The sequence below is a fragment of the Kluyvera sp. CRP genome (genome assembly GCF_019930565.1).
GTDB lineage: Bacteria > Pseudomonadota > Gammaproteobacteria > Enterobacterales > Enterobacteriaceae > Kluyvera > Kluyvera georgiana_A.
The window spans coordinates 1564862-1585081 of sequence record NZ_CP082841.1 but is presented as its reverse complement, the minus strand read 5'-3'; the positions used below and the strand labels follow the sequence as shown (position 1 = coordinate 1585081).

Genomic DNA, 20220 nt, shown 5'->3' with positions numbered 1-20220 from the left:
GGTGACTAATACTCCGAAGGGATTACCAACGGTAGTGTGCGAACGCCTTGTTGGCTTCTGCCATACGGTGAACGTCTTCACGTTTCTTAACTGCAGTACCTTTGTTGTCTGCAGCGTCAGAAAGTTCGTTCGCCAGGCGCAGAGCCATGGATTTATCACCGCGTTTACGAGCAGCTTCTACGATCCAACGCATTGCCAGAGCATTACGACGGACCGGACGAACTTCAACTGGTACCTGATAAGTAGAACCACCTACACGGCGGGATTTAACTTCTACAGTCGGGCGAACGTTTTCGAGAGCGACTTCGAAAGCTTCCAGTTCATTTTTACCAGAACGCTGAGCCAGGGTCTCCAGCGCGCTGTATACGATTGATTCTGCAGTAGATTTTTTACCATCTACCATCAGGATATTGACAAATTTAGCCAGCAGTTCTGATCCGAACTTAGGATCCGGCAGGATTTTACGCTGACCAATGACGCGACGACGTGGCATGGAAATACTCCGTTGTTAATTCAGGATTGTCCAAAACTCAAAGAGTTTAGTTTGACATTAATATAAAACGTTTGGCCTTACTTAACGGAGAACCATTAAGCCTTAGGACGCTTCACGCCATACTTGGAGCGAGCTTGCTTACGGTCTTTAACGCCGGAGCAGTCAAGCGCACCACGAACGGTGTGGTAACGAACACCCGGAAGGTCTTTTACACGACCGCCACGGATCAGGATCACGGAGTGCTCCTGCAGGTTATGACCTTCACCACCGATGTAGGAGGTTACTTCAAAACCGTTAGTCAGACGAACACGGCAAACTTTACGCAGTGCGGAGTTCGGTTTTTTAGGAGTGGTAGTATATACACGAGTACATACGCCACGTTTCTGCGGGCAGGCTTCCAGTGCAGGCACGTTGCTTTTTGCAACTTTGCGAGCACGTGGTTTGCGAACCAGCTGGTTAACTGTTGCCATTAAATAGCTCCTGGTTTTAGCTTTTGCTTCGTAAACACGTAATAAATCGCCTCATATAATATGAGGACGCGAAATTTTAGGGCCATGCCGAAAGGGTGTCAAGAAATATACAACGGTATGGCATTACCAGGTCATTTGAGCCGGGTGTTTTACCGTTAACCTGACGAAGTCAGTATAGCTGACCATGATGACATCGCTCGAAATTTGAGCACAAAGACCGCGCGCTTGCACATCTACATTCAACACATGGATGGATATGGGGGCAGCACGCAGGATTTCAAGAAAGTGGCTGTTTTCCACTGCCGCGAGCACGCCATCGGCGAGCAGCAGCAAATCATCACCTTCAGCCATCAGACGGATCATACCCGCGATATCGGAATGCCAGGGTGAAGTACTGAGTGTATGCAGCATAGGGGCCTCAGAAGCGCAGAATGACATCGTAGCCGTTAAGCCGTTCCCGCAGCGCATCCGGTTCTAACGGTTCCACATCGGCGACAAATCCCGTATCGGCCGCCAGACCGCGTTCACGCATTGAGGCGGCGCAGATCCAGCAGTTTTCAATATCGTAGAGCGCCAGCAGCTTGAAGGTGGCGATATAGTCACGCGCCAGAATCACCGCGGGCGTCTGCTGGCTGAGCAGTTGAAACACGCCATCGCCAATGAAAAAGACGCCAAGGTCTTCGCTTAATGCTGACGTCGCCAGCAGCGCATCCAGCCCTTCCCGGCCAGCAGCACTGCCGTGCGGCGCACTGGAGAAAACAAACGCGACGCGTTTCATCAGAACTGCACCATTCGATCGCAGGTCAGCGCGGCTTCGGCCAGCGAACCCAATCCGCTCAGCGAGAAACCCGGCTGTAAGTTAGAGGTCGGCAGCCCAAGCTGCCCGGCTTCCGTTTCATCCGTCACGCCTCTACGTAGCGCGGCGGCGACGCAAATATGCAGCGCCACGCCGTGCGTATCATGCAGCGATTGCCATGCGCGAACCAGATCAAACTCATCGCTGGCAGGGGAACTCAGCTGATTGGCGTTGTATACCCCTTCGCGATAGAAAAACACACAGGCTATCTCGTGGCCTTCTGCCAGCGCCGCCTGCGCAAACTGCAGTGCGCTGCTGGCCTGCTGCGTACCATAGGCTGGCCCGGTCACCATCAGGGCAAAACGCATTACTTATCTTGCCCCAGGAAATCGCCATTCTTGAACTGACGAATGTAGAGGTACACCGTGTGTTTGGAGATGTTCAGGCGGTCAGCCACCTGGTTGATCGCATCTTTGATGTCGAAGATGCCTTTCTCGTAAAGGTTAAGCACGATCTGGCGATTTTTGGCGTTATTGGAAACATTGCGATCGGCATTGACCTCTTCGATAGTGAACTCCAGCGTCTGGGTCACCAGATCCTCCACCGAGGAGGCGAAGTTAACCGCAGAGCCCACTTCCGGCGTCTCTGGCGGAATAAAGGTGTTCATAATCTGTGAGAACGGCACATCGAGGTTCATGTTGATGCACAGCAAACCAATGACGCGTTGCTCACGATTACGGATGGCAATGGTGACCGACTTCATCAGCACGCCGCTTTTGGCGCGAGTAAAATAGCATTTGGAAACGCTACTATCCGCCCCGGTCATATCATGCAGCATACGGAGTGCGAGGTCGGTAATCGGCGAGCCGATTTTGCGCCCGGTATGTTCACCGTTTGCGATGCGTATTGCCGAACATTTAAGATCCTGAAGTGAATGCAGCACGATTTCGCAGTGGGAACCAATGAGCATCGCCAACCCGTCCACCACCGCTTCGTAGGATTTAAGAATATCGAAGTCGGTCTGATCGAAAGGACGTTGATCCAGTAAATCAAGCTCACTGGTTTCGTTGGTTAAAAGCGACCTGGACATGAAAAAAAGCACTCCTTTTCAGGAGCCTGTCGTTATGTTGTCAGGGCAGGCTCATCACTATTAGGGGCATCTAAAGTAATACAGCGCATAAGGCGCTTTCCAGCATTAATTATATCCTGCCGATAATAAAAAGCCGCCGCCCTGTGGGCGGCGGCTATCTGACTCTTATTTTTTGCTCGCTTCAGCAGCTTTATCTGCCGGTGCGGCTTCAGGCTGCGCTTCGGCCTTCGGGGCCGGTTTAACGTCTAACAGTTCAACGTCGAAGACCAGCGTGGAGTTCGCCGGAATACCCGGAACGCCGGTTTTTCCGTATGCCAGATCCGGTGGGATAACCAGCTGGATTTTACCGCCTTTCTTGATATTTTTCAGGCCTTCAGTCCAACCTGGGATAACGCCATCCAGACGGAAGGAGAGCGGTTCACCGCGGGTGTAGGAGTTATCGAACTCTTTACCGTCGATCAGCGTACCCTTGTAGTTAACAACCACGGTGTCGCTGTCTTTCGGTGTTTCGCCGGTGCCTTCTTTCTCTACTTTAAACAGCAGGCCGGTTTTAGAGGTTTTCACGCCCTTCTCTTTGGCGAACTTGTCGCGGTAGGCTTTGCCTTTCGCTTCGTTATCAGCTGCGTCTTTTTCCATCTTCGCCTGAGCGGAGGTCTTCACGCGAGTTTCGAAAGCCTGCAGAGTTTGTTCAATTTCCTGATCGGACAGTTTGCTCTTATCAGCAAAGGCGTCCTGAACGCCGGCGATCAGCTGGTCTTTATCCAGTTTGATGCCCAGTTTTTCCTGTTCTTTCAGAGAATTTTCCATGTAACGACCCAGCGATGCGCCAAGCGCATAAGCAGATTTCTGGTCGTCATTTTTGAATGCAGCTTTGCTTTCTGCTGCCGGGGCCGCTTTCGCCGCAGCGTCAGCCGCGAAGGTCAGAGGCGCATTCAGTGCAACGGCCATTGTGGTTGCCAGAAGCGTTACTTTAAACAGTGATTTCATCCATCTCTCCAGGGCCGGGGCCTCTCGCCCCATGTTAACTAAATGAGAAGCGTACTATAAAACGTTGTAGAGGAAATCTACATACGAACGCTCCTGATATCGACCCTTTTCAGACTCTTTTTGTTTAAATTAGTTTCCGCTCACGAACGGCAGTGCTGCATGCCGGGATAAAGTTGCGTAGAATCCGCCGCGTCGGAAACGCTTTTGGCGATAACAGAGTAGAGAGAGAGACATCATGCAGGAAACGACTATCGAGGCGCGTCTGGAGGAGCTTGAAAGCCGACTGGCCTTCCAGGAAATCACCATTGAGGATCTCAACCAGACGGTGACCGCTCATGAAATGGAGATGGCCAAACTGCGCGAGCATCTGCGTCTGCTGACGGAAAAACTCAAAGCCAGCCAGCCGTCCAACATCGCGTCACAGTCTGAAGAGACGCCGCCGCCCCATTATTAAGACGTAAAAAAAGCGGGTTTCCCCGCTTTTTTTGTCTCTGTCGTTCAAGAGAACGAGAGGGATTAGTGGCAGCCGCAGCCGCCGTGGCCTTTACCGCCACCGCCGCAGCAGCCTTCGCCGCCGTGGTCATGACCGTGGTCGTGGCCGTGACCGCCGCAGCAACCGTCTTCACCGTGATCGTGATGATGGTCGTGCGCGCCGTGAACGTGGCCATGAGCCAGTTCTTCTTCCGTTGCTTCACGGATAGCCACAACTTCTACGCTGAACTTCAGGTTCTGGCCAGCCAGCATGTGGTTGCCGTCAACCACAACGTGGTCGTCTTCAACTTCGGTGATTTCAACCGGAACCGGACCCTGGTCGGTTTCCGCCAGGAAGCGCATACCAACCTGCAGTTCGTCAACGCCCATGAAGACGTCTTTAGGAACGCGCTGCACCAGGTTTTCGTCGTACTGACCGTAAGCGTCGTTAGCTTGCACAGCAACGTCGAATTTATCACCAACATCGTGACCGTCCAGCGCATTTTCCAGGCCGGAGATCAGGGAACCGTGACCATGCAGGTAGTCCAGCGGTGCACTTACCGGAGACTCATCAACCAACACACCGTCTTCTGTACGTACCTGATAAGCCAGGCTGACCACCAGGTCTTTTGCTACTTTCATGATATCTCCTGAGCATGGGAATATTTTAGTGGCGCAGATTGTAGCGGAATTCTACACCCGTGTACCCATAAGCTTAAAAAAAGACAGCACGGATCGCTACTCCGGATGAAAAATCCCGATCACTTGTTCCTCTTTGCGCACGTGATCGCGCGCTTCTTTATCGGCTTCACGCATCTGGTGCCCGCACTTAACGCATTCAACCACATCAATATTATTCTCGCGCCACATCGCCATAGAATCCTGCGCCTGACACGACGGGCATTTTGCGCCCGCGATAAAACGTTTACGTACCGCCATACTCACCTTCTATTCAAATTCGTCCCAGCCGTCCAACTGCCGTCGCTCTTGTTGCATCTCACGCTGGAAGATCTCCTCCAGCTCCCGCCGCGCTTCCCGCACGCGCGAAATTTGTTGGGTATCGCTGTGGACCGGCATAAGTTCACGCAGCATGCGCATGTCCAGGCGCTTAAAGTGCAGCTGGGCGCGCTGGGCCTGATGTGGGTGCATCCCGGTTGAGATAAGTGCCTTACGCCCCAGCTCCAGCGCGCTGGAAAAAGTCTCGCGAGAAAACTGTACCACGCCTGCCTGTAACAGTTCGTGCGCCTCCACACGTCCCCGTGCACGCGCCATAATGTTCAGATGCGGGAAGTGCTGCTGGCAGATTTCCACCAGCTTCATGGTATCTTCCGGTTCGTTGCAGGTAATGACGATCGACTGTGCTTGTTCAGCCCCCGCCGAGCGCAGCAGCTCCACCTGTGTAGCGTCGCCGTAATAAACCTTATAGCCGTATTTGCGCATCAGGTTAACCGCGCTGATATCACGCTCGAGGACGGTAATGCGCAGCTTATTGGCCATCAGCAGACGGCCAATCACCTGACCGAAACGGCCAAAGCCCACCACGATCACCTGCGGCTTATCATCCTCCACCCACGGCGCTTCATCTTCCTCTTCCGGGCCGTTGAAACGACGCGACAGGACCAGATCCACAACCTTCATCAGTAGCGGCGTGGTCATCATCGACAGCGTGACCGTCACCAGCAGCAGCGACATCTGGTCACCCTTGAAGACTTTGAACGACGAGGCGGCGGAAAAGAGTACGAAGGCAAACTCGCCGCCCTGACTCAGCACGCTGGCAAACTGCAGACGCTCTGAGCTGCGCATACCGTTCACATGCGCCAGCAGATACAGCACCAGCGTCTTCACCGCCACCAGCAGCGCCACGCAGCCCACAACCAACAACAGATGGGTGTAGAGCACGCCGAGATTCAGCGACATGCCCACCGAAATAAAGAACAGCCCCAACAACAGCCCTTTAAACGGCTCGATAGCGATTTCCAGTTCGTGGCGATATTCGCTTTCCGCCAACAGCACGCCCGCAATAAAGGTGCCCAGCGCCATCGACAGCCCCAGCGCATCCATAAACAGCGCGGAACCGAGGACCAACAGCAGCGTCGCCGCGGTAAACACTTCACGTACGCCTGAGCTGGCGATAAAACGGAATACCGGGCGCAGCAGATAGCGCCCGCCAATCAACATTCCGGCAAAAGCCAGCACCTTCAGGCCAACGGTCTGCCAGTGGACATGATCGTCACCGGCCCCTGCCAGCAGCGGCACCAGCGCCAGCGCCGGGATGACAGCTAAATCCTGAAACAACAGCACCGAGAAGCCAAGCTGCCCGGCTTCGCTGCGGTTCATCCCCTTTTCGCGCATCAGCTGCAAGGCCATCGCCGTCGATGACATCGCCAGGCCAATCCCGCCAATCACCGCCGCCTGCCACGAAAAGTTGGTCAGCATCAGCAGCCCGCCGAGGATCGCCGCGCTGAGCATGACCTGCGCGGCGCCAATACCAAAAATGGGGCGTCGCAGCTGCCATAGCTTGGTGGGGTTCAGTTCCAGCCCGATGATAAACATCAGGAACACCACGCCCAGCTCGGAGAAGTGAAGAATTTCGTCGACGTCGCTGATGAAACCCAGTCCCCACGGGCCGATGGCAATCCCCGCCAGCAGATAACCTAATACCGCGCCGATGCCCAGCCTCGCGGCTAACGGCACCGCCGCCACCGCCGCGAAGAGAAACAGCACCCCCGCTAATAACAAATCTGAACCTTCCATCATCGCCCCCCTACCACAATCGGCGCCGCCAGCCAGTCAGCGTAGGCTTTAGCATGGTTTGCCAGTTCATTGGGCGGCTGACGTCGCGCCCAGTAGACGATAATCGGGTTCATCCAGTGCATGTGGCACATGGCGGCGGTCAGCTCAAACGGGCGCAGGATATCGCTCATCGGATAGCGATTCAGGCCATCGTGACGGTAGGCGCTTTCCGGCTCGCCGGTGGTGATCACACTCCGCCAGTACTTTCCCGCCAGCTGGTTTCCCCCTATACCGCTGGCAAAGCCACGGCTTAGCACGCGGTCGAGCCACTCTTTAAGCAGCGCAGGACAGCTATAGGTATAAAGCGGATGCTGAAAGACGATAACGTCATGCTCGCGCAGCAGCGCCTGCTCGCGAGGAATATCAATAAAAAAGTCCGGATAGTGCGCGTAGAGATCGTGCACCGTGACGTTGCTTAACTGCGAAGCCGGCTTAAGCAAAACCCGGTTAGCAACCGAGTCCTGTGATTCCGGATGGGCATAGATCAGCAATACTTTCGCTGTCTGCGTCATTATTCCCCTCCCGGGCGTCAATCACATCCTCTTTCTGGCTGGTTGGCACGCAACCGGAATGATTTTGTGTATAGTCATCGTTTTGGGCTACCATTGCGGCCCGGTCTAGCGATTCGCTTACCACATTACATTACCACAATGACAATTTAACATATTCAGAACATACGGCGCCTTATGATTGTTTTCTCCTCGTTACAAATTCGTCGCGGCGTGCGTGTCCTGCTGGATAACGCATCTGCCACCATCAACCCCGGGCAAAAAGTCGGCCTGGTGGGGAAAAACGGCTGCGGCAAATCCACATTGCTCGCGCTGCTGAAAAACGAGATAAGCGCCGATGGCGGCAACTTTACCTACCCCAGCAGCTGGCAACTGGCGTGGGTAAACCAGGAAACCCCTGCGCTGCCTCAACCCGCTCTGGATTATGTCATTGACGGTGATCGCGAATTCCGCCAGCTGGAAGCTCAATTGAATGACGCCAACGAACGTAATGACGGCCACGCCATTGCTACCGTTCACGGCAAGCTGGACGCGATTGACGCGTGGACCATCCGCTCTCGCGCCTCCAGCCTGCTGCACGGCCTCGGCTTCAGTAACGAGCAGCTTACCCGCCCGGTCAGCGACTTCTCCGGCGGCTGGCGTATGCGCCTCAACCTGGCGCAGGCGCTGATCTGCCGCTCCGACCTGCTGCTGCTCGATGAACCGACTAACCACCTCGACCTTGATGCGGTGATCTGGCTGGAAAGATGGCTCAAAAGCTATCAGGGCACGCTGATTCTGATTTCCCACGACCGCGACTTCCTCGACCCGGTGGTGGACAAAATTATTCATATCGAACAGGAAACGATGTTCGAGTACACCGGCAACTACAGCTCGTTTGAAGTGCAGCGTGCCACTCGCCTGGCTCAGCAACAGGCAATGTACGAAAGCCAGCAGGAGCGCGTGGCGCATCTGCAAAGCTACATCGATCGTTTCCGCGCCAAGGCCACCAAGGCCAAGCAGGCGCAGAGCCGTATCAAGATGCTCGAGCGTATGGAGCTGATTGCCCCGGCTCATGTCGACAACCCGTTCCACTTCAGCTTCCGAGCGCCGGAAAGCCTGCCGAACCCGTTGCTGAAAATGGAAAAGGTCAGCGCGGGCTATGGCGATCGCACAATCCTTGAATCTATCAAGCTGAACCTGGTGCCGGGTTCGCGCATCGGCCTGCTGGGCCGTAACGGTGCGGGTAAGTCAACGCTGATTAAGCTGCTGGCGGGCGAACTGGAGCCGCTACACGGTGAGATTGGCCTCGCCAAAGGCATCAAGCTCGGCTACTTCGCCCAGCACCAGCTGGAGTTCCTGCGCGCGGATGAATCCCCGCTGCAGCATCTGGCGCGCATGGCGCCACAGGAGCTGGAGCAGAAGCTGCGCGACTATCTCGGCGGCTTCGGCTTCCAGGGCGATAAAGTCACCGAACAGACCGCCCGCTTCTCCGGCGGCGAGAAAGCTCGCCTGGTGCTGGCACTGATCGTCTGGCAGCGTCCAAACCTGCTGCTGCTCGATGAACCGACCAACCACCTGGATCTCGACATGCGCCAGGCGCTCACCGAAGCGCTGATTGATTTCGAAGGCGCGCTGGTTGTCGTCTCGCACGATCGTCACCTGATTCGTTCCACCACTGACGACCTCTATCTGGTTCACGACAAAAAGGTCGAACCGTTCGACGGCGACCTGGAAGATTATCAGCAGTGGCTGAGCGACGTGCAGAAGCAGGAAAACCAGGCCGACGACGCGCCGAAGGAAAACAACGCCAACAGCGCCCAGTCACGCAAAGATCAGAAGCGCCGCGAAGCCGAGCTACGCACTCTGACGCAGCCGCTGCGTAAAGAGATTACCCGTCTGGAAAAAGAGATGGAAAAGCTCAACGCCCAACTGGCGCAGGCGGAAGAGAAGCTCGGCGACAGCAGCCTGTATGACCCAAGCCGTAAAGCGGAGATGACCGAGTGTCTGCAACTGCAGGCCAGCGCCAAATCCGGGCTGGAAGAGTGTGAAATGGCATGGCTTGAGGCGCAGGAGCAGCTTGAGCAAATGATGCAGAACGACTAACGCACGGGGCGGACAATGAACCTGTCAATCACCGATGACATTACCTTCCGCAAGCTCACCATCTTCATGACCTTTATGGAGAAGGGCAACATCGCCCGTACCGCCGAGGCGCTGAATATCAGCGGCGTCAGCGTGCACCGGGCGTTGCATACGCTGGAAGAGAACGTTCGTTGTCCGCTGTTCGTCCATAAAGGCCGCAACCTGATTGCCCAACCGGCGGCGTGGACGCTGCTGGAATACTGTCAGGAAGTCACGCAGTTGATGGAGCGCGGGCTGGAAGAGACGCGCAAAACGGCAGGCGTGGGCCAGGGCCGTTTACGTGTGGGCACGCTCTACTCGCTGACGCTGGAGACGGTGCCGCACTTGATTATGGGGATGAAGCTGCGCCGTCCGGACCTGGAGCTGGACCTCACCATGGGATCTAACGAGGCGCTGCTGAAAATGCTGGAAGACGGCGTTCTGGATGCCATCCTCATCTCCATTTCCGAAAGCGAAATCGACCGCAACAGCCTCGAAGTGCTGCCCCTGTTCCACGATGATATCTACCTCGCCGCGCCGATGTCCGCCGCGCTGGATACCACCGCCAGGGCCGACCTGCGCCACTATCGCCATGAAAAGTTTGTCTCGCTGGCGGAAGGGTTTGCGACCTACGCCGGTTTCCAGGAAGCGTTTCATATCGCCGGGTTCGAGCCGGAGATTGTCACCCGCGTGAACGATATCTTCTCAATGCTCAGTCTGGTACAGGCAGGGGTGGGTTTCTGTTTGATGCCGGGGCGAATGAAGAAGATGTATGAAAATACCGTGAAGCTGCAAAAGCTCGCCGAGCCGTATCAGATGCAGCAGCTTATCGCCATCGTCTTTGCCCGCAACCGCGAGCGCGACCCAAGCCTATTGGCGCTGGCCGCTGAAGGGCGTATGTACGCAAGAGCGCTGAACCAGAACGCCTGATTGCCGGATGGCGACGCTACGCGTCTTATCCGGCCTACGCGTGTCGAGCCGGTTTTGTAGGCCCGCCATCGGGCAATCACATCACGCACGAAGCCGTTTCGCCAGGTGCACGGCCACATCCATGCCGCTGCGTTCCAGAGAAATAGACTCCCCTTCCCACGCGGCCTGACGCGTCAGGCAGGTCAGCACGCCACCGGGTGGCATTTCAATCGCCAGCCGCGCTTCACGTTCGTTAGCGGAGATAACCGCCTCCTGCCAACGCACCGTGCGCGCCATATTCATCGCCAGATCGTCGGCAATGCGTTCCGGCTGCCACAGCACGCGCCCGGTACTGCCGCTCAGGTAGGCGTAGCGTGGACGGGAAAGCGTCACATGGCTGAACGCCTCAACCAGCTTTTGTGCGGGCTCGGCCAGCAGTTCACAATGCGACGGCACGCTAACCGCCAGGCGATGCGCTTTAGTTGCCCCTTTTGCCATCGCGCGTTTCGCCACTTCCGCCATCGCTTCATCGGTACCGGCAATCACAATCTGTGTTTCCGCATTCAGGTTGGCGATGTAAGTACCGCTATCAGCCACCAGCGCTTCCACCTGATTGAGCGTCAGCCCCATAATGGCCGTCAGACCGTAACCATTTGGGTATGCTTGCTCCATTAAGTCACCGCGCAGCGCCACCAGCCGCAGCGCATCGCTGAATTCCAGCGCACCCGCGATAACCGCTGCCGGATAAGCACCGATCGACAGCCCGCTCACGATATCGGGCGCGACGCCACGACGTTCCAGCTCGCGCGCCCAGGCAACGCCAGCAATCAGTAGAGACAGCTGAACGGCTCGGGTATGTTTCAACGCTTCAGGGCTATCCAGCATATCCACCTCGGCCCCCAACACGTCACGCGCCTGGGTCAGCTCCGTCCCCGGAAGGTTTTGCAGCATCCCTGGGTGCTGCGTCCCCTGCCCCGGAAAGGTAAACAGAATTTTCATGACTCCTCCCTGCCCCACGGGTCGCGGACCAACTGCGGCCCCTGTGAGGTTTTTAACAGCGCTTTTCCATCGCGCAGCCACTCATTAAGGGCAAAGCCGCCGCGCGGGGTATCCACCTGGGTATCTGCCCGGCACAGCCCGCCTGCCAGCTGCTGCTGCCACTTCTCCAGCGCTTGTCGGGAGAGCGGCTGCGGCGCGCGGATCAACAGATCCAGATCGCTTGCCGCGTGGATAACCGGGATCCCGGTCGCCAGCGCATAGCCAGTACTCCCGGTAATACCCCACGTCCACGGCCACGCCTGCTGCGCCAATAACAAAGCCACCTGAACCGGTGGCTGAGAGATAAAGGGCGAACGCAGCAGCGACAGCGGATCCACCAGCGATTCCGGCGAGCAGACGCGAACGACCGCCTGCGCTTTTACCCAACCGGCGGCGCGCTGCTCGCGTTTCATCCCGCGGACACCCACGGGAATGCGCCCCTGCGCATCAACATCACGCCGCACCACTACCGGCAGGCCGCTATGCCAGACGGTATCCACCCAGGATTCCGTGACATCTTCAAGCGCGTCACGCGCGTTCAGCCAGATTAAGTCGTGTGGGCGTAATGTTGTGCTCATGATTTAGATTCCTGAAGTCAGCGAGATAAACAGCGGCAGCGACAGGATACACAGTACCGAACTCAACAGCAGCACGGCTTCTGCATCCGGCGACTGCACGCCAAAGCGGTTACCGAACACCACGCCGAAGAAACCGGCAGACAGCGCAATCATCAGGATAGCGGTAATCGCTACGGAGCCATGCAGGCCGAAGATGAGCACGATACCCCAGGCAATTGCTGGCTGAATCAGCAGCTTGGCGATGGTCGAGGTGATCACCACGGTGTTGATCTGCAGTTTACGCGCAGAGAGGATCACACCGGTCAGGAACAACGCGGCCGCAGTAGCGGACAGACCCAGCGGTTTAATAGCCGCCAGTACCAGCTCCGGCATTTTAATACCAATGGCAGAGAGGATAACCCCCAACAGCGGCCCCATCACGATCGGTTTTTTAATCGAGCGCCACATCAGTACCGGCAGCATGGAGAGCGTAGAACCGGAGTTACCGCCTTCCGCACGCGCTTTCTCACGTTCGAGGATCAGCAGGCAGAACGGCGTCATCAGCACAGAGCCGCAGGCGATGGAAACGGCAACGGACAGCGAGGTGGAAGAGGTTTCACCCAACACGCTCCCCAGAATCGGCAGACCCAGCGCGGCGTAGTTTGGCAGCGCAACGGTCAGGGTCAGCACGGCGGCATCCTGTGGCGATTTATTGAAGAGTTTGGTCGCCATAAAGTAGATGGCGGCATAGGTAATCCACATTGCCAGCGTCAGCACCACAATCAGCGGCGACTGCGCAACAATGCCGGCCCACGGTGTTTGTACCGTGGCGCTAAACAGCGCGGCGGGCAGCGCGAAGTCCATCACGAAGATATTGAGCAGGGAGACATTCTTGTTATCCACCATTTTGGCCTTCCCGGCCCAGAATCCCAGCAACATAATGACGAAAATCGGAGCAAGAGCATGAACAATTACGTAAGTCATATTTCACCTGTAATGAAAAAAAGTTAGCACTGGCGCGATGATTATTATTTTTTCAGATGCAGCTGCCCGCATGGGCGCGGAAAGCGCCCATGGAGCCGTACATCCGGCAGGTCTCTTTTTTACTTACCAGCTTGCTCGCATGCGTTCGCGTACGAGGGCAGAGCTGCGGCGATTGTCGGCACCCAGACGGCTTTTCAGCGTCGGGTCCTGACGAGCGTCGTTGATGGCCTGTTGCAGGGTGTTTAACACCAGCGTCAGATCGTTAGCAGACGGGGCATCCGGATTGCTGATATCCAGCAGATTCTCCAGCAGCCCCAGGGTGGCGTAATTGCTGATGTCATACGCCATCGGCGGAATGGTTGCCGCCAGTTTTTCCAGCGCCTCAACGGTACGCAGGGTGATGCGCGCCGCGGACTCTTTACCCATCGCGTGGATCAGCACGCCTTTGTCGTTAAAGGCGATCAGGCGGTTTGCCTGGTAGCCGTGCGCCAGAAACGCGCCGGACATCGCTTTACCGACAATCAGGCCAATCACCGGGTGGCCTGCCAGACGCGCGTTGGCATACGCCGCTGCGGCACCGGCCAGCGCCTGGTGAATGCCAAAGCCTTCTTCACGACGACCATAGGCCTGGCTCGGCACGTCAATCACCGCCACAATCGGGCGCTTCACGGCTTTATCGGCATCGGCGGCGATGGTTTCGCTTACCACTTTCGCCAGGGTCCAGCCTTCCAGCAGGCCCACTTCGCCTTTCGCAGCACGCGGGTAGTGGTTGTTCGCGTCCGGCACCACGGCAATAAAACGCACCGTTTCACCGTTCAGCTCGCCGTCGGCAGCCTGGACGGACGGACACAGACCCTCGATACGTTTAGCGTTCGGCGCCAGGGTTTCCAGCCATAATTGGCCACGGCTCATTGCGTTACTCATCATTTCACCTCCCGGGCAAAGAGCGCATGAATCTGTTCGGTATCGGCCTGTTTACGCGTGTCGAAGTGGGTCAGGCGTTCGAGATACCAGTCGTAGTTATCGGTGCGATGTTTTGCCGGAACGCCTTTAGCCAGCGCCTCGTTCATGGCGGCCTTAACCGCGTTGACGCCGTCGCCGACCAGCGCTTCCACCAGCCCGCTTTGGTAGCGAATTTCGCCACCGGTCATGCTCCAGATAAACGGACGGTCACGGGAGTCGTACTCTTCAATCCCGGCTTCCTGTTCGATAACCTGCGGGCCGTTCAGGCCGAGACGCGCTTCACGGGTGACAATCAGATAGCTACACAGTGCGGCGGCGATAGACATCCCGCCGAAGCAGCCGACGGTCCCGGCGACAATGCCGACCACCGGGGTATAACGGCGCAGATCAACAATCGCCGCGTGAATATCGGCAATCGCCGCCAGGCCCAGGTTGGCTTCCTGCAAACGCACGCCGCCGGTTTCCAGGCTCAGTACGGCCTGAGTCGGAATACCGTTGCGGTTATCTTCCGCCGCCAGCTCAAGCGCCGCCGCCATTTTGGCGCCGGACACCTCGCCCATGCTGCCGCCCTGGAACGCGCCTTCAATCGCTACAACAACAGCTGGTTTGCCGTTAATGGTGCCTTTCGCCACCACCATGCCGTCATCGGCCTGCGGGACGATGCCCTGCGCGCCGAGCCACGGCGACATCACGCCTTCAAACGGGTCGAGCAGTTCACGGTAGCTGCCTTCGTCCAGCAGCGCCTGTGCGCGCTGACGCGCTTTTAATTCGATAAAACTGCGGTCATCACGCATAGCTCACCTCTTCAAAAACCTGTTCGATACGGATGCGCGCCACGCCCGGCGTCGCGCCGAAGTCGTGGATGATCAGTTGGCCTGCCGGCAGGCTGCTGACCGTCTGCAGACGGTTAATCAGTGCTTCCCAGCGGCTGCGGCTGTTATCGACGGAAGTGGTGATATCAATGGTTAACGTCTGGCCCTGGTCGGCGGTGAATAACACCTCCATATCCCCGGAGCCCACAACGCCTGCCAGCGCTTTGCCGCTTAAGGTGCGGCTGGCCGGTACGGTTAACGTAATGTGTTCCATAACATCCTCTTAATGCTTGAAATAGGGCGATTCGATGCGATCGAGAAACAGCGTGGCGGCAAGCAAATCGGCTGCGCCGCCCGGCGAGGCGTTCAGCGCCAACATGTGGCTATCGAGCGCCGCTAAGGCCGCCTGACCTGCTGGATGGGCGCTACCACCTGCACTCAGCACGGCGCGGGCGCCGTCTTGCATGGCATCAAGCCCTTCCAGCCCCGAGCGGGACAGCACGCAGGTATCGGTCAGCGAGGTCATGATGGCCATCAGCGCATCAAGCCTGGCGTGCGTTTCGCTGCTGCCGTTAAGGCGGCTTAAGCGAAGCTGCGGTAGCGCACGCTGCATCACGTGCGGAAACGCCTGCTGCGCTTCTTCCCGGGCACCCGGCACCTGATAGCGGTGAGTGGCGCGTAGCCCTTTACTGAAGACCTTCGGTGCAGCGGCATCCGGCAGCTTTGCCAGCTCGGCGGCGGTCATCGCTACCTGCTGCGCGCTGCCCACGCCGCCGTGCATCGCCACCGCGCTGACCAGCAGCCCCAGCGCCCAAATCGCGCCGCGGTGGGTATTCACGCCATCGGTAGCGGCCATCATCTGCTTCTCACCTTCACGGCCGAGTCGCCCTACGGTTTGTCTCAGCGCAATGTCGGCTGGCCGCTGCCAGCTCTGTTGCGCAAGCGCCTGAAACGTGGGGGTCAGGCTGTGCGCGGAGCGCTCCATTAGCGCAAGCGATAAATCGTTGTGCGCGCCGTTACCCCGACTGTCCACCAGACCGGGTTTCGGGCTTAATCGTGCTTCGTCAATCAGACACTGCGTGGCGGTTCGCGCCAGCCATTCGGCACCGCCTTCAACCTGAATCTGGGGCAGAAGTTTCATTACCAGCTCCGGAATTTCGCAGGTGGGTTGTAAAGACCGCCGGACCATTCCACCAGGTCGGCGACGCTACCGGCTGCCAGCAGCGAACGGGTGGCGTCGGTACGACGAATGCCCATATCTTCCGGGTAGACCACTTTGCCGCTCTGGCGCAGTTCGGCGACGCGTTTCGCGTCAACGCCCAGACCGATATCGGTGATACCGGCAACCGCAGCGACCATCGCGCGGCGTTCTTCCAGATCTTTGGCGCGGTAGAGGTAGGCGATACCTTCTTCAGTCAACACGTGGGTCACGTCGTCGCCGTAAATCATCACCGGCGCCAGCGGCATACCGGAGGCTTTCGCCACGTCTACCGCATCCAGTTTCTCAACGAAGGTTGGTTTCACACCGGCCTGGAAGGTTTCGACCATCTGCACGACCAGTTTTTTACCGCGCTGCATCGGATCCGGTTCGGTGATCATGTTCAGCCAGGCTGGGGTAGCGTGGCGACGACCGTGCGGATCGTGACCCATATTCGGCGCGCCGCCGAAGCCGGAGAGACGACCGCGGGTCACCGTGGAGGAGTTGGCGTAGCCGTCAACCTGCAAGGTGGAACCGATAAACATATCCACCGCGTACTGACCTGCCAGCTGGCAGAAAGCACGGTTGGAACGCATGGAGCCGTCGGAACCGGTGAAGAAGATATCCGGACGGGCGCGGATGTACTCTTCCATCCCCAGCTCACCGCCGAAGCAGTGCACGCTTTCTACCCAGCCGCTTTCAATCGCCGGGATCAGCGTCGGATGCGGGTTCAGGGTCCAGTGTTTACAGATTTTGCCCTTCAGACCCAGCTGTTCGCCGTAGGTTGGCAGCAGCAGTTCAATCGCCGCGGTGTTGAAGCCGATACCGTGGTTCAGCGACTGCACCTGGTGTTCCGCGTAGATGCCTTTAATCGCCATCATCGCCATCAGGATGTGTTCCTGTTTAATCAGGCGCGGGTCACGGGTAAACAGCGGTTCGATAAAGAACGGCTTGTCGGCGACAACCACGTAGTCAATCCAGGAACCCGGAATATCCACGCGCGGCAGGTCGCATTCGTCATCCACCAGTTCGTTCACCTGCGCGATGACAATGCCATCGTGGAACGCGGCGGCTTCCACCAGCGCCGGGGTATCTTCGGTACTCGGCCCGGTGTAGAGGTTGCCTTTACGGTCAGCCTTATAACCGGCAATCAGCGCCACGTTCGGGGCCAGGTCGACGTAAAGACGGGAGTAAAGTTCGATGTAAGTATGGATGGCGCCGATTTCCAGCTGACCATCTTCCAGCAGCTGCGAGATGCGCAGGCTCTGGGTGCCGGAGAAGGAGAAGTCCAGCTTGCGGGCGATGCCTTTTTCAAAGATATCCAGATGCTCGCTGCGCCCGACGCTTGGCATAATCATGTGCAGGTCGTGCACAATCTGCGGGTTCACCTCAGCCAGCATACGGGACAAGAAATCTGCCTGCTTTTGGTTATTCCCTTCTAATACCACGCGGTCACCCGGCGCGATCAGTTTTTCCAGCATCGCGGTCAGGTCTGCGGTCGGCAGCACCTTACCCTGCACCGGAACGGAAGCCAGACGGCGCTGTTTTTCCGTGCGGCGGGTGTTCCAGACTCGTGCTGGCGTTTGCCCAGATAACATTATTAACCTCCTGATTCAGCTAATCATTTTGATTGCTTAACACAGCTAAGAGTGTGAACCCTGGTGAGAAAGTCATCAATTAAGCGTAGGAGAGAATCATTAGCTTGAGAGTAATAATTGAAGTAACAATTTGTGATAAGGATCAGAACCCAAAGGGATAAAAACGACTACCTGTGCCTCATTTTCATAAACACAATGGCAAAGTGACGGTATAGTAGGCGGCAGATTAACGAGTAAACATCGCGTAGACATGACTGAAACCACCCACCACGATCTCAACATCGACACCCAAAGCAGCGCCGACTTCGTGCCGATGCGCGGCGTCAGCAATCGTCATTTGCAGACCATGCTGCCGCGTCTTATCCGCCGTAAGGTGCAGTTCACGCCGCACTGGCAGCGCCTTGAACTGCCGGACGGCGACTTTGTCGATCTGGCGTGGAGCGAAGATCCGCAGGCCGCGCGCCATAAGCCGCGTCTGGTGGTGTTTCACGGTCTGGAAGGCAGCCTGTATAGCCCGTACGCGCATGGCCTTATCAATGCAGCGAAAGCGCAGGGCTGGCTGGGCGTGGTGATGCATTTCCGTGGCTGTAGCGGCGAGCCTAACCGTCTGAACCGCATCTACCACTCCGGCGAAACGGAAGACGGCACCTGGTTCCTGCACTGGCTGGCGCGCGAATATGGTCACGCCCCGACTGCGGCAGTGGGCTACTCGCTCGGCGGCAACATGCTGGCCTGCCTGCTCGCCAAAGAAGGCGACGAAGTGCCCATCGATGCCGCCGTGATTGTCTCGGCGCCGTTTATGCTGGAAGCCTGTAGCTACCACATGGATAAAGGCTTTTCACGCGTTTATCAGCGCTATCTGCTCAACCTGCTAAAAGGCAACGCAGCCCGCAAGCTGAAGGCCTATCCCGGCTCTTTGCCGGTCGATTTGCGTCAGTTGAAAAGCATGCGCCGCATCCGCGAGTTCGACGATTCGATTACCTCGAAGATCCACGGTTTTGCCGATGCCATTGACTATTACCGCCAGTGCAGCGCGATGCCGATCTTAAGCAAGATCACCAAGCCGACGCTGATCATCCACTCAAAGGACGATCCGTTTATGGATCACCACTCCATCCCCGCACAGGAAGAGCTGCCGGAGAACGTGGAGTACCAGTTGACGGAATACGGTGGTCACGTAGGTTTTATCGGCGGCACTTTGCGCCACCCGGAAATGTGGCTGGAAAAACGCATTCCCGCCTGGTTGATGCGCTGGTTGGGAGCAAAAGCATGATTATTCCCTGGCAGGATATCGACCCGGAGACGCTGGACAACCTGATTGAAAGCTTTGTCTTGCGCGAAGGCACTGATTATGGTGAATATGAACGTTCACTTGCGCAAAAGGTCGCCGACGTAAAACACCAGCTACAAACAGGCGAAGCGGTGCTGGTCTGGTCTGAGCTTCATGAGACCGTCAACATCATGCCCCGTAACCAATTTCGCGGTTAACTATACTCTAACGGCAGGAGGCGTTTACCACGCTTCCCTTGTCGTCTTTTCAGGGAGTTATTCGCATGTCTGCCAAACATCCGGTTATTGCCGTTACCGGCTCCAGCGGCGCGGGGACCACCACCACCAGCCTCGCCTTCCGTAAAATCTTTGCTCAACTCAACCTGCGCGCGGCAGAAGTGGAAGGCGACAGCTTCCACCGCTATACCCGTCCGGAAATGGATATGGCCATTCGTAAAGCCCGTGATTTGGGCCGCCATATTAGCTACTTTGGTCCGGATGCCAACGACTTCGGCCTGCTGGAACAAACCTTTCGCGACTATGGCGTGAGCGGTAAAGGGCAGTCGCGTAAATATCTGCATACCTACGACGAAGCGGTACCGTGGAATCAGGTACCCGGCACGTTTACCCCCTGGCAGCCGCTGCCAGAACCGACCGACGTGCTGTTCTACGAAGGGCTACACGGCGGCGTAGTGACGCCACAGCATGATGTCGCCCGCCACGTCGATCTACTGGTCGGCGTGGTGCCAATCGTTAACCTTGAGTGGATCCAGAAGATGATCCGCGACACCAGCGAACGCGGACATTCCCGCGAAGCGGTGATGGATTCCGTGGTGCGTTCGATGGAAGACTATATCAACTACATCACGCCGCAGTTCTCCCGCACCCATATCAACTTCCAGCGCGTGCCGACGGTCGATACCTCTAACCCGTTTGCCGCCAAGGGCATTCCGTCGCTGGACGAAAGCTTTGTGGTGATTCACTTCCGCAATCTCGACAACATCGACTATCCGTGGCTACTGGCCATGCTGCAAGGCTCATTCATCTCGCATATGAATACGCTGGTGGTTCCCGGCGGGAAGATGGGGCTGGCGATGGAATTGATCATGACACCGCTGGTGCAGCGTATGATGGAAGGGCGAAACTAATGCACGAACCCTCACCCCACAGGGGCGAGGGA

At 57.1% G+C, this 20220-nt stretch carries 25 protein-coding genes; 6 read left to right on the top strand and 19 right to left on the bottom strand.

Annotation, left to right across the window (positions count from 1 at the left end; all coding sequences use genetic code 11):
* Positions 1-22: 22 nt before the first annotated feature.
* The 7 genes from rpsG to fkpA all read right to left on the bottom strand — a co-directional run bounded on the left by rpsG (position 23) and on the right by fkpA (position 3836).
* Positions 23-493 (bottom strand): 30S ribosomal protein S7, encoded by a 471-nt coding sequence (rpsG, locus tag K7B04_RS07345; RefSeq protein WP_035894363.1) that lies wholly within the window; start codon positions 491-493, stop codon positions 23-25.
* A gap of 95 nt (positions 494-588) precedes the next feature.
* A complete protein-coding gene (rpsL, locus tag K7B04_RS07340) occupies positions 589-963 on the bottom strand; it encodes a 30S ribosomal protein S12 (protein ID WP_000246815.1) in 375 nt (124 codons plus the stop codon).
* A gap of 123 nt (positions 964-1086) precedes the next feature.
* Positions 1087-1374, bottom strand: a complete 288-nt coding sequence (tusB, locus tag K7B04_RS07335) for a sulfurtransferase complex subunit TusB (protein ID WP_065356483.1) — start codon at positions 1372-1374, stop codon at positions 1087-1089.
* Between the two features lie 7 nt (positions 1375-1381).
* On the bottom strand, positions 1382-1741 hold the full coding sequence (gene tusC / locus K7B04_RS07330; RefSeq protein ID WP_223803770.1) for a sulfurtransferase complex subunit TusC: 360 nt from the start codon (positions 1739-1741) through the stop codon (positions 1382-1384).
* Complete coding sequence (gene tusD / locus K7B04_RS07325) at positions 1741-2127, bottom strand: sulfurtransferase complex subunit TusD (protein ID WP_163446640.1); 387 nt, start codon at positions 2125-2127, stop codon at positions 1741-1743. The genes tusC and tusD overlap by 1 nt, the downstream gene beginning before the upstream one ends.
* A complete protein-coding gene (locus K7B04_RS07320) occupies positions 2127-2849 on the bottom strand; it encodes a transcriptional regulator (protein ID WP_163446642.1) in 723 nt (240 codons plus the stop codon). The genes tusD and K7B04_RS07320 overlap by 1 nt, the downstream gene beginning before the upstream one ends.
* A 165-nt stretch (positions 2850-3014) precedes the next feature.
* Positions 3015-3836 carry an FKBP-type peptidyl-prolyl cis-trans isomerase gene (gene fkpA, locus K7B04_RS07315; protein WP_223803769.1) on the bottom strand — a complete coding sequence of 274 codons (822 nt, stop codon included), beginning with the start codon at positions 3834-3836 and terminating at the stop codon, positions 3015-3017.
* Between the two features lie 235 nt (positions 3837-4071).
* Here fkpA and K7B04_RS07310 point away from each other — a divergent pair, with 235 nt between their 5' ends.
* A complete protein-coding gene (locus tag K7B04_RS07310; RefSeq protein ID WP_163446646.1) occupies positions 4072-4290 on the top strand; it encodes a protein SlyX in 219 nt (72 codons plus the stop codon).
* 62 nt (positions 4291-4352) lie between these two features.
* Here the strand turns inward: K7B04_RS07310 and slyD are convergent, their stop codons facing one another.
* The 4 genes from slyD to kefG form a co-directional block, all read right to left on the bottom strand.
* Complete coding sequence (slyD, locus tag K7B04_RS07305; RefSeq protein WP_064541588.1) at positions 4353-4949, bottom strand: peptidylprolyl isomerase; 597 nt, start codon at positions 4947-4949, stop codon at positions 4353-4355.
* Between the two features lie 96 nt (positions 4950-5045).
* Positions 5046-5246 (bottom strand): YheV family putative zinc ribbon protein, encoded by a 201-nt coding sequence (locus K7B04_RS07300; protein ID WP_106925165.1) that lies wholly within the window; start codon positions 5244-5246, stop codon positions 5046-5048.
* 9 nt (positions 5247-5255) lie between these two features.
* Positions 5256-7061, bottom strand: a complete 1806-nt coding sequence (gene kefB, locus K7B04_RS07295; RefSeq protein ID WP_223804135.1) for a glutathione-regulated potassium-efflux system protein KefB — start codon at positions 7059-7061, stop codon at positions 5256-5258.
* On the bottom strand, positions 7061-7615 hold the full coding sequence (kefG, locus tag K7B04_RS07290) for a glutathione-regulated potassium-efflux system ancillary protein KefG (RefSeq protein ID WP_223804134.1): 555 nt from the start codon (positions 7613-7615) through the stop codon (positions 7061-7063). The genes kefB and kefG overlap by 1 nt, the downstream gene beginning before the upstream one ends.
* Positions 7616-7786: 171 nt before the next feature.
* On the opposite strand from kefG, the gene K7B04_RS07285 reads away from it, so the two are divergent.
* Positions 7787-9694 (top strand): ABC transporter ATP-binding protein, encoded by a 1908-nt coding sequence (locus tag K7B04_RS07285; protein ID WP_223803768.1) that lies wholly within the window; start codon positions 7787-7789, stop codon positions 9692-9694.
* A 15-nt stretch (positions 9695-9709) separates the two neighbouring features.
* Positions 9710-10642: a LysR family transcriptional regulator gene (locus tag K7B04_RS07280; protein ID WP_223803767.1), complete on the top strand. Its 933-nt coding sequence runs from the start codon at positions 9710-9712 to the stop codon at positions 10640-10642.
* 81 nt (positions 10643-10723) lie between these two features.
* Here the strand turns inward: K7B04_RS07280 and mdcH are convergent, their stop codons facing one another.
* From mdcH to mdcA, 8 genes are all read right to left on the bottom strand, one after another.
* Positions 10724-11620 (bottom strand): malonate decarboxylase subunit epsilon, encoded by an 897-nt coding sequence (gene mdcH, locus K7B04_RS07275; RefSeq protein WP_223803766.1) that lies wholly within the window; start codon positions 11618-11620, stop codon positions 10724-10726.
* A complete protein-coding gene (locus K7B04_RS07270; RefSeq protein ID WP_223803765.1) occupies positions 11617-12237 on the bottom strand; it encodes a malonate decarboxylase holo-ACP synthase in 621 nt (206 codons plus the stop codon). Before K7B04_RS07270 ends, mdcH begins: the two co-directional genes overlap by 4 nt.
* A 3-nt stretch (positions 12238-12240) precedes the next feature.
* A complete protein-coding gene (locus tag K7B04_RS07265; protein WP_137397991.1) occupies positions 12241-13200 on the bottom strand; it encodes an AEC family transporter in 960 nt (319 codons plus the stop codon).
* 123 nt (positions 13201-13323) lie between these two features.
* Positions 13324-14124, bottom strand: a complete 801-nt coding sequence (gene mdcE, locus K7B04_RS07260) for a biotin-independent malonate decarboxylase subunit gamma (protein ID WP_167577236.1) — start codon at positions 14122-14124, stop codon at positions 13324-13326.
* Positions 14124-14957: a biotin-independent malonate decarboxylase subunit beta gene (locus tag K7B04_RS07255; RefSeq protein ID WP_223803764.1), complete on the bottom strand. Its 834-nt coding sequence runs from the start codon at positions 14955-14957 to the stop codon at positions 14124-14126. Before K7B04_RS07255 ends, mdcE begins: the two co-directional genes overlap by 1 nt.
* Complete coding sequence (gene mdcC, locus K7B04_RS07250; RefSeq protein ID WP_065356471.1) at positions 14950-15249, bottom strand: malonate decarboxylase acyl carrier protein; 300 nt, start codon at positions 15247-15249, stop codon at positions 14950-14952. The genes K7B04_RS07255 and mdcC overlap by 8 nt, the downstream gene beginning before the upstream one ends.
* Positions 15250-15258: 9 nt before the next feature.
* Positions 15259-16116: a triphosphoribosyl-dephospho-CoA synthase gene (locus K7B04_RS07245; RefSeq protein WP_223803763.1), complete on the bottom strand. Its 858-nt coding sequence runs from the start codon at positions 16114-16116 to the stop codon at positions 15259-15261.
* Positions 16116-17771 (bottom strand): malonate decarboxylase subunit alpha, encoded by a 1656-nt coding sequence (mdcA, locus tag K7B04_RS07240; protein ID WP_038634792.1) that lies wholly within the window; start codon positions 17769-17771, stop codon positions 16116-16118. The genes K7B04_RS07245 and mdcA overlap by 1 nt, the downstream gene beginning before the upstream one ends.
* Positions 17772-18021: 250 nt before the next feature.
* On the opposite strand from mdcA, the gene K7B04_RS07235 reads away from it, so the two are divergent.
* The 3 genes from K7B04_RS07235 to K7B04_RS07225 all read left to right on the top strand — a co-directional run bounded on the left by K7B04_RS07235 (position 18022) and on the right by K7B04_RS07225 (position 20188).
* Entirely contained in the window at positions 18022-19044 is a 1023-nt protein-coding gene (locus K7B04_RS07235) for a hydrolase (RefSeq protein ID WP_163446666.1), read from the top strand.
* A complete protein-coding gene (locus K7B04_RS07230; RefSeq protein WP_035894385.1) occupies positions 19041-19259 on the top strand; it encodes a YheU family protein in 219 nt (72 codons plus the stop codon). The genes K7B04_RS07235 and K7B04_RS07230 overlap by 4 nt, the downstream gene beginning before the upstream one ends.
* A gap of 65 nt (positions 19260-19324) precedes the next feature.
* Positions 19325-20188, top strand: coding sequence for a phosphoribulokinase (locus tag K7B04_RS07225; protein ID WP_163446668.1), 864 nt, complete (start codon positions 19325-19327; stop codon positions 20186-20188).
* The last annotated feature ends 32 nt before the right edge of the window (positions 20189-20220 follow it).